Consider the following 13,136-nt stretch of genomic DNA (forward strand, 5'->3'; position numbering starts at 1 on the left):
TGCCGGAAGTGGGGCGAATTATAGACTTCCAGAATCTGCCGTCAACCCTTAATTTTGCTTTTCTATCAATATCTCCAAGCAACAACAAATCCCGCCTATATAAAAGACGAAAGCACGGCAATTGAGCAATATATTGCTCAATCCTCAACAGTTAAGCATCATAGCCGCCCTGCTTCTTTTTTATGACTTTGGACGAACACCCTCAATGACCACCTCGCCTCGTAACCTAGCCTCGGCATTATTCCCTGTCGGGCTGCTATTAATTGCCATGGCATCCATACAGTCAGGCGCATCGTTGGCCAAAAGCATGTTTCCCATCGTGGGCGCCCAAGGCACTACCACCCTTCGCCTTGTGTTCGCCAGCATCATTATGCTGCTGCTATTACGTCCGTGGCGCGCCACGCTCACCGCCAAATCGCTACGTACGGTAGTCGTCTACGGAATGGCCTTGGGAGGGATGAACTTTCTCTTTTATATGTCCCTGCAAACCGTACCGTTAGGAATTGCCGTAGCGCTAGAGTTCACAGGCCCACTGGCAGTGGCTATTTATGCTTCACGTCGTGCGGTCGATTTCCTCTGGATCGGCCTGGCAATCATCGGCCTCCTGCTGCTAATCCCCATCGGAGAGGCCAGTAGTGGGATTGATCTGAAAGGCGCCGCCTACGCATTAGGTGCCGGCGTCTGCTGGGCACTCTACATCCTGTTTGGCCAAAAGGCCGGAGCAGATAACGGCGTCCAGACAGCCGCCCTGGGCGTAATGATTGCCGCATTATTTGTTGCGCCAATCGGAATAGTCCATGCAGGAGCATCCTTACTAACCCCCTCACTGATTCCCATAGCCATTGGCGTGGCCATTTTGTCTACTGCCCTGCCCTACACCCTGGAGATGGTCGCCCTGACTCGCCTCCCCGCGCGCACATTCGGCACGCTGATGAGCATCGAGCCGGCATTCGGCGCACTGTCAGGGTTATTTTTTCTTCAGGAATACCTGTCCTTGGCCCAATGGTTGGCCATCACCTGCATCATCCTGGCCTCTGTTGGCGCGACCCTGACCATGCGCAATGACTCAAAGCCATTAGTCCCAGCAGATTAATTCAGGATTTAACGTAGCTCTGGTATTTGCCGCTCAATTAGGCCATGTTTAGGCTGTAACCCAGCGCCAGTCATGGAAAATTCCGATAGGGACATCAAGAACGCTACAGTCGAGAGCGAGCAAAGCCAGCTTCGAGCATCTCCGCGCAGCGGCTATTAAGGATGGGAATGAAGCGAATTTTAATACTGCTAGTCATCGTGGCCATCGCCGGCTGTGCCGCGACCACCAAGACAGAAGTAAAGCGGGGCAAAAAAGGGCTGCACATCAACTGCTCGGGCCTATCCTCTTCTTGGGAGCAGTGCTATGGCAGCGCAGCCAATTCATGCGGCACCAAAGGATATCGGGTCATTGCCAAGTCAGGCGATAACGCCGAGGAGCCGGGTGATTATCCGTTTGGCCTTAACCCTGCCGGTTATACCAGCCGCAGCATGATCGTCATCTGCAAGTAATTCACAGACCTGCCATCTGCTGGCTGAGCACTTCTTGACTCGATGACAGCACCTGCGCTTGAATCTGCGGATCGACCATCATCCGTGCCACAACCAGTGCACCGACGCATTGCGACAGAACGGCCCATGCCAGACTGTCGCTGCCCAGCGTCTCGGCCCATCCCGCCTGCAACTTGCAAATCCAATCCTGTGCCTGCTGGCGCACTGCTGCATCAGACCGTGCGATCTCGGCACCCAGGCTAGGCAAAGCGCAGCCCGCTTCCACCTGCTCCACATGAGCCAGGCTCAAATACAACTTGAGACAACGATCCAGCCTCTCACGGCTCTGGGCACCGCTGCCGTTCAAGCGCTCAAGGCTATGGCTCAGCTCTCGCTCGACAATCGAGCTGAACAGTTCATCTTTCGAAGAAAAGTGACTATAGAAGGCTCCACCGCTCAGGCCGATGGCTTTCATCAAGCCGTCTACACCAACACTGGAAAATCCTTCTTTCTTGGCCAGGGCCGCACTGCTGTCCAGCAGTTTCTCTCTGGTTTCCTGCTTATGGCTGGCCGAATAACGCATTACCTACCTCACTGAATTTATCACCTTGACGCTCTGCAGATCGTAGCATAACGTTCGTTTAGCTAACGATCGTTTACTAAAGGACCTGCCCCCATGACAGACAAGAAAAAAATCGTGCTGGTCGTCGGCGCGGGTGATGCGACCGGTGGTGCAATCGCCAAGCGTTTTGCCCGCGAAGGTTATGTCGCCTGCGTCACACGGCGTAGCGCAGACAAACTACAACCGTTGGTGGACAGCATTCTGGCGGCCGACGGTGAGGCTCATGGATTTGCTTGCGATGCGCGTAAAGAAGAAGAGGTCATTGCGTTGATCGAACAGATCGAAACCGAGCTGGGGCCCATCGAAGCCTTTGTCTTCAACATCGGCGCCAACGTGCCCTGCAGCATTTTGGAAGAAACCGCCCGCAAGTATTTCAAAATCTGGGAAATGGCTTGCTTCTCAGGATTTCTAAATGCCCGGGAAGTCGCCAAGCGAATGGTCGCCCGCCAGCGGGGCACCATTATGTTCACCGGTGCCACGGCCGGGCTGCGCGGCGCTGCTGGTTTTGCTGCATTCGCTGGCGCCAAACACGGGATCCGCGCCCTGGCACAAAGTATGGCGCGAGAACTGGCGCCTCTAAATATCCATGTGGCTCATGTAGTGGTCGATGGCGCCATCGACACCGACTTCATACGCGACAATTTTCCACAAAAATACGCCCTCAAGGATCAAGACGGCATCCTCAACCCCGAACACATAGCGGATAACTACTGGCACCTGCACAGTCAACCCCGAGACGCCTGGACCTTCGAACTGGACCTGCGCCCCTGGAATGAGCCCTGGTAAGCACATTCCCATAACAATAAGCAGCGAGCACGAATCATGAGTAAAACACTGGAATTTTTCTTCGACCTAGGCAGCCCTGCCACCTACCTTGCCCACACACAGTTACCGAGCCTGTGCGCCGAAACCGGCACCCAACTGGTCTATCAACCAATGCTACTGGGTGGTGTCTTCAAGGCCACCGGTAATGCGTCTCCCATCACCATTCCCGCCAAAGGCCGCTACATGTTCCAGGACTTGGCGCGTTATGCCAGACGTTACAACGTCCCGCTCAACTTCAACCCACACTTTCCCATTAATACGCTGACACTGATGCGTGCGGTCACCGGCATTCAAATGCGCCAGCCAGAGCGATCTATCGACCTCATCAACTGTCTGTTTCACGCCCTCTGGGTCGAGGGCCGCCACCTGGGGGACCCGGACGTGGTTGCAGACGTTCTGACCAAAAACGGCTTCGATCCCACAGAAGTGCTGGCGCTGAGCAACGACGACAAAGTGAAAGCCGCACTCAAGGACAAGACAGAAAGCGCCATCCAACGCGGCGTCTTCGGTGCCCCCAGCATGTTTGTAGGTGACCAGTTGTTCTTCGGCCAGGACCGCCTGGACTTTGTGCGTGAAGCCCTGAGTTGAACCTCACTCATCACTCTTGAGCGCCACCTGCAAACAACTGCAAGCGGCGCCGGCGAGGACCTATATAGCCGCTGTGCGCACCTGCAACCACTCCAGCGCAGCACCACTGAGCAATGGACTCAAGCGCACACGCACCTGCGCGTGATAGTCGTTGAACCACTGGCGCTCATCCAACGTCAGCAATGACGGCTCCAGGCAACGGGTATCGATCGGGCACAGTGTCAACGTCTCGAATTTGAGGAACTCTGCAAACTCGGTCTTGCCCGCTTCGAGGTTCAACACCAGGTTCTCGATACGCACGCCCCAACGGCCCGGACGGTAGGTTCCAGGCTCGATAGAGGTAATCATGCCCGGCTGCATGGCAGTTTGGGGCGCCGCGACCGCCTGATAGGCAATCACCTGCGGACCTTCATGGACATTGAGAAAATACCCGACGCCATGACCAGTACCATGGCCGTAATCCACACCTTCGGCCCAGATAGGCGCACGGGCGATAGCATCCAGCAACGGCGACAGGATGCCCTTGGGGAAATGCGCTCGGGACAAGGCGATGACACCTTTGAGTACTCGAGTGCAGTCGCGTTTCTGCTCTTGGCTCGGCGTACCAATAGGCACCATCCGCGTGATATCGGTCGTGCCGCCCAGGTACTGGCCACCCGAATCGATCAACAACAAGCCATCACCTTCGATCAACGCATGCTCTTCCTCAGTCGCATGGTAATGAGGCATCGCGCCATTGGCATTGAAGGCAGCAATGGTGTTGAAGCTCAGCGACACATAACCCGGACGACGGGCACGAGCCGCAGTCAAGTGTTCATCGATGGTCAACTCAGTAATACGCTCGCGGCCCAACGCACTGTCCAGCCAGGCGAAGAATTCGCACAAGGCAGCGCCATCCTGCTCCATCGCCTGACGAATGTGCTCGGCATCGGCCAGGCTCTTGCGAGACTTGGCCAAGGTAGTTGGATTAAGCCCCTCAATCAGCTTGACGCCATCGCCCAGGTTGCCCAGCAACCCCGCCGTCACTCGCGCAGGATCAACTTGCACACTCGCACCCGCAGGCACTGCACGCAGGGCACCGACCACTTCGCTGTAGTCACACAGGGTCACGCCATCCTGCTCCAGCACGGCTCGCAGAGCCTCGTCGACTTTGCTCGGGGCAACAAACAGCGTTGCCTGCTGCTGACTGATCAAGGCGAAGGACACAAACACCGGGTTGAATGAGACATCACCGCCGCGCAGGTTGAACAACCAGGCGATGTCATCCAGGGTGGCGATGAAATGCCAGTCGGCGCCTTTAACCTTCAAGCTTTCCCGCAAGGTGGCGAGTTTCTCGCTTCGGCTGACGGTGGCCTGGGGTGGCAAGTGCTGATAGATAGGCTGTTCAGGCAAGGCCGGACGGTCCTGCCAGACCTCGCTCAACAGGTCGATATCGGTACGCAGGCGTGCGCCACGCTCCTCCAGCTTGCCACCCAGGGTCCGCGCCGATGCTACAGCCATGACCGCGCCGTCCACCGCCACCACACCACCTTCCGGAGTTTGCTCCGCCAGCCATTCCAGCGGCCCGGGCTGGCCCGGTTGCAACTTCACCAGTTCGATACCACTGCCCTTGAGCTCCTTGGTTGCCTGTTCCCAGTAACGGCTGTCCGCCCAGACCCCGGCAAAATCCGCAGTGACAATCAGGGTTCCCACCGAACCATGAAAACCCGACAACCATTGGCGTCCTTGCCAGTATCCCGGCAGGTATTCAGACAGGTGCGGGTCGGCCGATGGCACCAACAGGGCGTGAATGCCCTCGCGGCTCATCAGTTCACGAGTGTGCGCAAGGCGCTGGGGAACCGTTCCATGGCTCAAAGACTGCGTGCTCATTGTGTCTCCTGCTAACCACTAATAATTGTTATGCGTTGCCGATGATCGATCAAACCGCCCAAAAGGCCGGCACGCTGGCCAGCGCAGTCTTGATCAACTGCACCGCCTGATCAATATCCTGCTCGGTGGTAAAACGCCCCAGGCTCAGGCGAATAGTGCGACTTGCGCTGCGAGCGTCATGGCCCAAGGCCAGAAGCACATGGCTCGGTGCATTGTTCGCCGAGTTACATGCCGAAGTGGCGGAAAAAGCGATGCCGGTACTCAAGACTGCAGAATTGAACTCACCCTCGCCGAACGTCAGGCTCAAGGTATGGGGAATGCGCTGAGTGGCGCTGCCGTTCAAGCGCACGCCGGCAATCGTATTCAGTTGCTCAAGCAGGCGCTGGCGTAGCGCGACAATGGCCGTCTTCTCTTCAGTAAAGGATGCGCCCGCCAATGCAAACGCCTTGCCCATCCCGGCGATCTGGTGAGTCGCCAGGGTGCCGGAGCGCAGCCCGCCTTCATGGCCACCACCGTGAATCTGCGCCAGCACTTTTTGTTGTGCTCGGGGCCCGACATATAGCGCGCCGATCCCTTTGGGGCCATACAGCTTGTGAGCGGAAAACGACATCAGATCCACCGGCCAGCGGGCCAGGTCAATGGCGACCTTGCCCGCTCCTTGCGCCGCGTCCACATGAAACAGTGCTCCATGCTCACGCACCCGCTCGCCAATGGCTGGAACATCGTTGAGGGTGCCCAACTCGTTGTTGACCAGCATCAGCGACACCAGGAATGTGTCTTCGCGCAACGCCTCACTGACAGCCTCAACCGTGATCAACCCTTCGCCATCCGGTACCAGGTAAGTCACGGCAACCCCGGCTTCCTGCAACTGGAGCGCGGTGTCCAGCGTCGCCTTGTGCTCGATCTGGCTGGTAATGATGTGCCCACCAGGCAGGCCCCGGGCTTGAGCCACCCCCTTGAGCGCAAGGTTGTTGGACTCGGTGGCACCGGAGGTCCAGACGATTTGCTCAGCCTGCGCACCCACCAATTCAGCTACCTGCCCTCGCGCACGCTCAACCGTTTGCCGGGCCTGTTGACCGAACACATGGGAGCTGGACGCGGGGTTACCGAAATTGGCGTTGAACCCCAGGCACTCGACCATGGCCTGGATGACTCGCTCATCCACTGGCGTAGTGGCGGCGTAGTCGAAATAAAGAGGACGTTTATTCATGACGTTAAAGACTCACAGAGCATGTTCCCGAGAGCAGTGTCCCAGGGGCGACAATCAAACCAGAGGTCGTCTGGTTTACCTGATCACGCGCCGTTAAAGAAGACCACTTTATGTAAAAGTGCGTAGGAACGCTCCTGAAATCCAGCTTAACAGGCTGCAGGAGGCGTGAGGAGAGGGTTTGAACGAGCGATGATCTTGGCCGACCTGGAAACCACCGCACTCGCCGAGTGCCATTCCATTGCGTGATCACGACATGGCGTAAAGCTATAAAGACAGAAACAGTTAAATGAATCTTTCGGCTACCTATCAGTACTCCACTCGACTCAACTCGCGCGCCCGTGCAGAGATACGCTCCGTTCAGCGTTCATTTCACCCTGGCGATCAAAACCAAAAGCCTTCTGTGGCAGGCCCCTCAGTTCGGCTTTCTTCTGATGGTATTCGTCAAAGGACAGGCCGCGACGATTCAGCGCTTCCATGGCCAGCTCCTTGCTTTCTTCGGCCGAAAAAGGCCGCAACTCAGGTGCCGAATGAGTCGCACACCCGGTGAGGACAGAGATGGCAAGCAACAAGGCAATAGCGAGAAAACGGTTCATGGCGAATATCCTGCGAATCGGACTGGAGTCAATGAACACAGGCTACTCCCGCTCCTTCACAGTGAAAAATCATCGTCCGTGATAGTCGCTATCAACCTTGGCACCTCCTTCGATAGCCCCCGTTATGATCTAGAGGGAATCGAGCGCTTCATTTTTCCGGTTAGCCGCATCTGGAAAACGCATGTTGCACCTATCCATTCAGACGGCACTGCAACGCATCGTCATGGCTGCGCTCAATGCTGCGCAGTATCTGAAACGATCCAAAGGTCACCGCCGTGGCCTGATGCGCCCGAATCAGCGTCCAGAAATCCTCACCCTGCTGTTCAAAACGTTTGAACGCGGCCTCCCCATCCTCACGGGACAGCCAATGCAGATAGTTGAGCACTCTGCGCCCGTCATCGCTGACCTGCACGCTGGCGCTGAGAAAACCGCCGAAGCCCTGGGCCAGGCGCTCGGTCTGTTCCGAAAGTGCCGAGACCAACGCGGATTGCTGACGGGGCTCGATCTGAAACTCGATCAGTTGGGTAAAACCACGACTCTTCGATGATGCCTGCATGAGTGTTCCCCTATTACTGTAAGAGCAATCTTGTGATCCAACGCCCCGCAGGGCAAAACCTCTAGTTAAGTCAAGGTCAAGCATCTTTTTGGAGTTTTTTCATGGTCACCAAGGAACTCACCGTCGGCCAACTGGCCGCTCGCAGCGGCGTGGCCGTCACCGCCCTGCACTTCTACGAAACCAAAGGCTTGATCAAAAGCAATCGCAATGCCGGCAACCAGCGGCGTTATCCCCGGGATGTGCTGCGGCGCGTAGTAGTTATCAAGATTGCCCAGCGTCTGGGCATTCCGTTGGCGACGATCCACGAGGCCCTGAAGACCTTGCCGGACGGCCGCACGCCAACGGCGGCGGACTGGAACCGTTTATCGGCGCTGTGGCGTGAGGATCTGGATGAGCGCATCAGCAAATTGATGCTGCTGCGGGACAAACTCAGTGGCTGTATCGGGTGTGGCTGCCTGTCGATGGAAGCGTGCCCGTTGCGCAATCAGGACGATGTGCTCGGCGAGCGTGGGCCTGGGGCGCAACTGCTGGAGCCGAGCTGAACCGCCCCTCGTCGGCACACCCCAAGACCTTGATTGTCGTGGCCTATAGTGAATAGGCTGGGAAAGCCAGTTGCTTTTTCCACATCAACAATCAAGGGAGAACGTAATGAGCGTTAAACCCATCCCGGCGGGCTATCACAGCATCACGCCCTACCTGGGTATCGATAAAGCCGCTGATGCTATCGAGTTCTACAAGAAAGCTTTCGGCGCCACCGAAGTCATGCGCCTGGACATGCCCGACGGCAAGATCGGCCATGCCGAACTGCGCATTGGTGACTCGGCAATCATGATGGCTTCGCCTTGCAGTGAAATGTCGTTTGGCAGCCCCGGAAAAGAGCCCCCCAGTGTGGGCTTGCACCTGTATGTTGAGGATGTCGACAAGCAGTACAAGCAGGCTATAGCTGCCGGAGGTATCGCGGTATCCGAGCCAAAAGATCAGTTTTACGGCGACCGCAGCGCAACACTGAAGGACCCGTTCGGCCATGTGTGGTTTCTGGCCACGCACAAGGAAGACCTGACCGAGGAGCAGATTCGGCAGCGGGCCGCAGCGATGTTCCAGCAAAGTTGAAACCCTGTGTTGAAGGGGCCTGCCCCTTCAACACACTTCATGAACACCCCCTCCACGCTTTCCCCCTTGCTCCAGGTGCCGAGTGATTCCAGGATGCAGGCAATCACTTCGAGGAGTCATTCCATGTTCGCCGGATTCCAAAAGGACCAGCGCTACGTCAACGGCGTAGACATCAGTTACCGCAAAGGTGGCACAGGTCCCGGCCTACTTCTGTTGCACGGCCACCCGCAGACCCACGTCATCTGGCACAGGGTTGCCGAACAATTGGCCGAGCATTTCACCGTGGTCGCTGCCGACCTGCGTGGCTACGGCGATAGCAGCAAGCCACCGGGCAATGACCAGCACACGCACTATTCCAAACGGGAAATGGCCCGGGACAACGTCGAATTGATGAAAGCCGTGGGCTTCGATGAGTTTTCGATCCTGGCCCACGACCGTGGAGCCCGGGTCGCCCACCGCCTGGCCCTGGATCATCCGGGGGTCGTGCAGCGCATGGTACTGCTGGACATCGCTCCGACGCTTGCGATGTATGCGCAAACCGATGAAACCTTCGCTCGCGCCTACTGGCACTGGTTCTTCCTGATCCGCCCGGCGCCGTTGCCGGAAAGCCTGATCGAAGCTAATCCCGAGCTCTATTTGCGTAGCGTCATGGGCAGTCGCAGTGCCGGCCTCAAGCCATTCACCGACCAAGCCTTCGCCGAATACCTGCGCTGCCTGAAACTGCCTGGAGCCGCCCAAGGCATTTGTGAAGACTACCGCGCCTCTGCCGGTATCGACCTTGAACACGACCGCGCCGACATCGAAGCCGGCAATCACCTGAACCTGCCGTTGCTGGTACTGTGGGGCGCCGAGGGCACCGTCGGCCGTTGCTTCGAACCACTCAAGGAATGGCGGCACGTCGCAACCGATGTACATGGCAAGGCCCTGCCTACCGGGCACTACATTGCCGAAGAGGCCCCCGGGTTACTGCTCGACGAAGTCATGGCCTTCCTGCGCTGATCCCGATGCTATTCTGGCGGCTCATGCCGCCATGCGTGTTCCTGATGACCCACAAGAAAAATACTGCACCGCTGCCAGAAGATCTGCGGGTATTCCTGACTGTGATTCGCAAGGCTGGCTTCGCTGCGGCCGCCGATGAATTGGGCTTGTCCCCAGCCTATGTCAGCAAGCGCATCCAGATCCTCGAAAGTACCCTTGCCACCCGCTTGTTACATCGCACCAGCCGCCGTGTCGCCCTGACCGAAGACGGTGAGCGAGTGCAACGCTGGGCCTTGCGCATCCTCGAAGATTTCCAGCAGTTGTCCGATGAACTGTCCGACGCCCACGACAGCCCTCGTGGCCGCTTGCACCTGTGCTGCAGTTTCGGTTTCGGCCGCAAGCACGTGGCGCCGGCCCTATCGTTGCTGGCCGAACAGCACCCGGACCTGGAGATTCGCCTGGACCTGTTCGATCGGGTGGTGGATATCATCAACGAAGGCTTTGACCTGGAGATTCGCGTGGGCGACGACATCCCTGGCCAGCACATCGGGCGCCAGTTGGTAAGCAACCGACGGATACTGTGCGCCGCCCCCTCTTATCTGCAGCGCCGTGGCCCACCGCTGCAGATAAGCGACCTGGAGCAACACGACTGCCTGGTGATCAAGGAGCGAGACAACGCTTTTGGCATCTGGAGCCTGGAGCGTGACGGTGCGCAAGAGAACGTTCGCGTGCGCGGGCCGTTATCGTCCAACAACGGCGAGATTGCCTTGCAGTGGGCCCTGGACGGGCGTGGGGTGCTGTTGCGTTCGTTGTGGGACGTGAGACCGCTGCTGGAGCAAGGCGAGCTGGTGCAGGTGCTGCATGACTACACCCAGAGCGCCAATGTCTGGGCGGTGTACCCAACGCGGCTGGCGCATTCAGGAAAGCTGCGGGCGTGTGTGGAGTTTTTGCAGGGGCATTTCAAAAGCCTGTCTCTATAAGCTCCTGCAGGAGCACGCTCATGCCTGCAGGGATATGTGTCAACTCAGCCAGGGGTTGGCCAAAAGATGCTCACGCTCGAAGGCCTTGATTTGCTCGGCACGCTGCAGCGTGCTGCCAATTGCATCCAACCCGAGCAGCAACGCGGTCTTGCGCAGGGTATCAATCTGGAACGGGATCACCTGGCCATCCACCAGCTGAATTTCCTGCGCCTCCAGATCCACACTGATCTGCGCCTGTTCAGGCCGGCTGACCAATTGCCCCAACCGCTGCAGTACCGACTCATCCAATGTGATCAACAACACCCCATTACGCTGGCAGTTGTCATAGAAAATCCCGGCGAAGCTGCTGCCGATCAGCGCCCGAATGCCCTTCTGCTTCAAGCCCCAAACTGCATGCTCGCGGCTGGAACCACAACCGAAATTAGCCCCCACGACCATAAAGCTCGCGTCCTGCCAGCCCGGCTGGTTCAAAACGAAGTCGGGATTGGGCTCACCGGAAGGCAAAAAGCGCAAATCAAAGAACACCCCGCGATCCAGGCCATTACGGTCAATCCCCTTGAGAAATTGCTTGGGCATGATGACGTCGGTGTCGATGTTGGCCGCCAGCATCGGCGCGGCCTTGCCGGTCACCCGCGTGAACGGTTGCAAGCTCATGTGCGGTCTCCAAAGTGGCGAATATCGGTCAGGCGCCCGGTAATGGCGGCCGCCGCGACCATCGCAGGGCTCATCAGGTGAGTGCGGGCACCCGCGCCCTGGCGACCTTCGAAATTACGGTTGGTGCTGGAGGCGCAACGGTCGCCTGGTTCCAGCACATCGTCGTTCATTGCCAGGCACATAGAGCAACCCGATTGGCGCCATTCAAAGCCAGCATCGATAAAAATCGCCGCCAGACCCTCGGCTTCGGCCTGGTCGCGCACTTCGGTGGAGCCAGGGACAATCATTGCCCGTACGTGCTCGGCCACATGCTTGCCACGCACCACGCTGGCGGCGTCCCGCAGGTCTTCGATCCGCGCGTTGGTGCAGGAGCCGATAAAGGCGTGACTGATAACAATCTCGCTCAGGGGCATGCCGGCTTTGAGGCCCATGTAGGTCAAGGCGCGGCGCATGTCCTGGCGCAGGATCAGGTCGCTGATGTCTTGCGGGTCGGGCACCCGGGCGCCAATCGGCGCGGCCTGGTCGGGGCTGGTACCCCAGGTGACCATGGGCTCAAGAGCGCTGGCATCCAGTTCGACTTCTTGATCGAACACAGCGTCATCGTCACTGCGCAGCTTTCGCCACTCCAGCAATGCCAGCTCCCATAACTCACCCTTCGGCGCCCGGGGCTTACTCTTGAGATAAGCGAAGACTTTTTCGTCCGGCGCCATGAAAGCCCCCCTTGCACCCGCTTCCACGGCCATATTGCAGATGGTCATGCGCGCCTCGACGCTCAGGGCGTCGATAGTCGAACCGCGGAACTCGATGGCATAGCCGGTAGCACCGGAGGCACCGATCCTGCCGATCAGCGCCATGATCACGTCCTTGGAAGTCAGGCCCGGGGCCAACTCGCCGCTCACCGTCACCCGCAGGCTTTTCAGGCGTTTGTAGACCAGGGTCTGCGAGGCCAGCAAATGCTCGATTTCCGAAGTGCCGATACCAAAGCCGAACGCCCCCAAGGCACCGTAGGTGGTGGTGTGGCTGTCGCCGGCGGCGATCACCATGCCCGGCAGGATAAAGCCCTGCTCCGGGGCGATGACATGCTCGATGCCCTGGCGCTTGTCGAGGATATCCAACAGTTCGATACCGAAGTCCCGACAGTTCTGTGCCAGGTACGACACTTGCCGCGCCCCACCCGGGTCGGGCATCGCAGCAATACGCACGGGCGCAGTGGGGTTTACGTGATCGACCACCGCCAGCGCCGTGCCTGGGCGCCACACGCCACGGCCCGCTTCACGCAAGCCGCTGAAGGCCTGGGGGCTGGTGTATTCGTTGATCACTTGGCGATCGATATACAGCAGGACATGCCCTTGGTCATCGAGGCGACACACTGTGTGGGAATCGATGTGTTTGTCATAGAGGGTTCTGGCAGAAATCATCAAGGCGCTCACTCAACGGTATGGCCCCATCATAGGCAGCGACCGGGCATGATCAATCCCCCCAAGGTGATGGCTGGGAACATGTTTCGTGTTCGATGAATGCAGCTTGAAACATTTACTTTCATTTGCGGCTTAGGGATTTCTCATTCTCATCCGTCTTAACTTAGATACAGCCGATCGCGTAAGCAAAAGCTACGACCGGCCTTTTCCGG

General features: G+C 58.1%; 15 protein-coding genes. 8 read left to right on the forward strand and 7 right to left on the reverse strand.

Translation table 11 applies throughout. From position 1 onward, the window contains the following. Positions 1 to 205 precede the first annotated feature (205 nt). Entirely contained in the window at positions 206 to 1,093 is an 888-nt protein-coding gene (gene rhtA, locus GIR22_RS24225; RefSeq protein ID WP_154745832.1) for a threonine/homoserine exporter RhtA, read from the forward strand. Positions 1,094 to 1,260: 167 nt separating this feature from the next. Beyond that, the gene (locus GIR22_RS24230; protein ID WP_154745804.1) at positions 1,261 to 1,542 is read left to right on the forward strand and encodes a hypothetical protein; all 282 of its coding nucleotides are present in this window, start codon (positions 1,261 to 1,263) and stop codon (positions 1,540 to 1,542) included. Between the two features lies 1 nt (position 1,543). Here GIR22_RS24230 and GIR22_RS24235 read toward each other — a convergent pair whose 3' ends face one another. Then, the gene (locus GIR22_RS24235) at positions 1,544 to 2,104 is read right to left on the reverse strand and encodes a TetR/AcrR family transcriptional regulator (RefSeq protein WP_154745805.1); all 561 of its coding nucleotides are present in this window, start codon (positions 2,102 to 2,104) and stop codon (positions 1,544 to 1,546) included. 93 nt (positions 2,105 to 2,197) lie between these two features. Here GIR22_RS24235 and GIR22_RS24240 point away from each other — a divergent pair, with 93 nt between their 5' ends. After that, the gene (locus GIR22_RS24240; protein ID WP_154745806.1) at positions 2,198 to 2,929 is read left to right on the forward strand and encodes an SDR family oxidoreductase; all 732 of its coding nucleotides are present in this window, start codon (positions 2,198 to 2,200) and stop codon (positions 2,927 to 2,929) included. Positions 2,930 to 2,965: 36 nt separating this feature from the next. Continuing rightward, a complete protein-coding gene (locus GIR22_RS24245) occupies positions 2,966 to 3,556 on the forward strand; it encodes a 2-hydroxychromene-2-carboxylate isomerase (RefSeq protein WP_154745807.1) in 591 nt (196 codons plus the stop codon). Between the two features lie 60 nt (positions 3,557 to 3,616). Here GIR22_RS24245 and GIR22_RS24250 read toward each other — a convergent pair whose 3' ends face one another. The 4 genes from GIR22_RS24250 to GIR22_RS24265 all read right to left on the reverse strand — a co-directional run bounded on the left by GIR22_RS24250 (position 3,617) and on the right by GIR22_RS24265 (position 7,784). Further along, complete coding sequence (locus GIR22_RS24250; protein WP_154745808.1) at positions 3,617 to 5,425, reverse strand: aminopeptidase P family protein; 1,809 nt, start codon at positions 5,423 to 5,425, stop codon at positions 3,617 to 3,619. 49 nt (positions 5,426 to 5,474) lie between these two features. After that, entirely contained in the window at positions 5,475 to 6,635 is a 1,161-nt protein-coding gene (locus GIR22_RS24255) for a cysteine desulfurase family protein (RefSeq protein WP_154745809.1), read from the reverse strand. A gap of 323 nt (positions 6,636 to 6,958) precedes the next feature. Continuing rightward, entirely contained in the window at positions 6,959 to 7,228 is a 270-nt protein-coding gene (locus tag GIR22_RS24260; protein ID WP_154745810.1) for a hypothetical protein, read from the reverse strand. Positions 7,229 to 7,418: 190 nt separating this feature from the next. Further along, positions 7,419 to 7,784, reverse strand: a complete 366-nt coding sequence (locus GIR22_RS24265) for an antibiotic biosynthesis monooxygenase (protein ID WP_154745811.1) — start codon at positions 7,782 to 7,784, stop codon at positions 7,419 to 7,421. Positions 7,785 to 7,885: 101 nt separating this feature from the next. On the opposite strand from GIR22_RS24265, the gene soxR reads away from it, so the two are divergent. The 4 genes from soxR (at position 7,886) to GIR22_RS24285 (ending at position 10,852) form a co-directional block, all read left to right on the forward strand. Further along, complete coding sequence (gene soxR / locus GIR22_RS24270) at positions 7,886 to 8,326, forward strand: redox-sensitive transcriptional activator SoxR (RefSeq protein WP_154745812.1); 441 nt, start codon at positions 7,886 to 7,888, stop codon at positions 8,324 to 8,326. A gap of 106 nt (positions 8,327 to 8,432) precedes the next feature. After that, a complete protein-coding gene (locus GIR22_RS24275) occupies positions 8,433 to 8,894 on the forward strand; it encodes a VOC family protein (protein ID WP_154745813.1) in 462 nt (153 codons plus the stop codon). 123 nt (positions 8,895 to 9,017) lie between these two features. Next, positions 9,018 to 9,893, forward strand: a complete 876-nt coding sequence (locus GIR22_RS24280) for an alpha/beta fold hydrolase (protein ID WP_154745814.1) — start codon at positions 9,018 to 9,020, stop codon at positions 9,891 to 9,893. Positions 9,894 to 9,937: 44 nt separating this feature from the next. After that, positions 9,938 to 10,852 carry a LysR substrate-binding domain-containing protein gene (locus GIR22_RS24285; protein ID WP_218581677.1) on the forward strand — a complete coding sequence of 305 codons (915 nt, stop codon included), beginning with the start codon at positions 9,938 to 9,940 and terminating at the stop codon, positions 10,850 to 10,852. 39 nt (positions 10,853 to 10,891) lie between these two features. On the opposite strand, the gene leuD is transcribed toward GIR22_RS24285, so the two are convergent. Further along, entirely contained in the window at positions 10,892 to 11,506 is a 615-nt protein-coding gene (gene leuD, locus GIR22_RS24290) for a 3-isopropylmalate dehydratase small subunit (protein WP_154745816.1), read from the reverse strand. Beyond that, on the reverse strand, positions 11,503 to 12,924 hold the full coding sequence (gene leuC, locus GIR22_RS24295) for a 3-isopropylmalate dehydratase large subunit (protein WP_154745817.1): 1,422 nt from the start codon (positions 12,922 to 12,924) through the stop codon (positions 11,503 to 11,505). Before leuC ends, leuD begins: the two co-directional genes overlap by 4 nt. Positions 12,925 to 13,136: the final 212 nt, after the last annotated feature.

Origin of the sequence: Pseudomonas karstica, from assembly GCF_009707515.1 — a bacterium.
In the GTDB taxonomy this organism is placed as follows: Bacteria; Pseudomonadota; Gammaproteobacteria; order Pseudomonadales; family Pseudomonadaceae; genus Aquipseudomonas; species Aquipseudomonas karstica.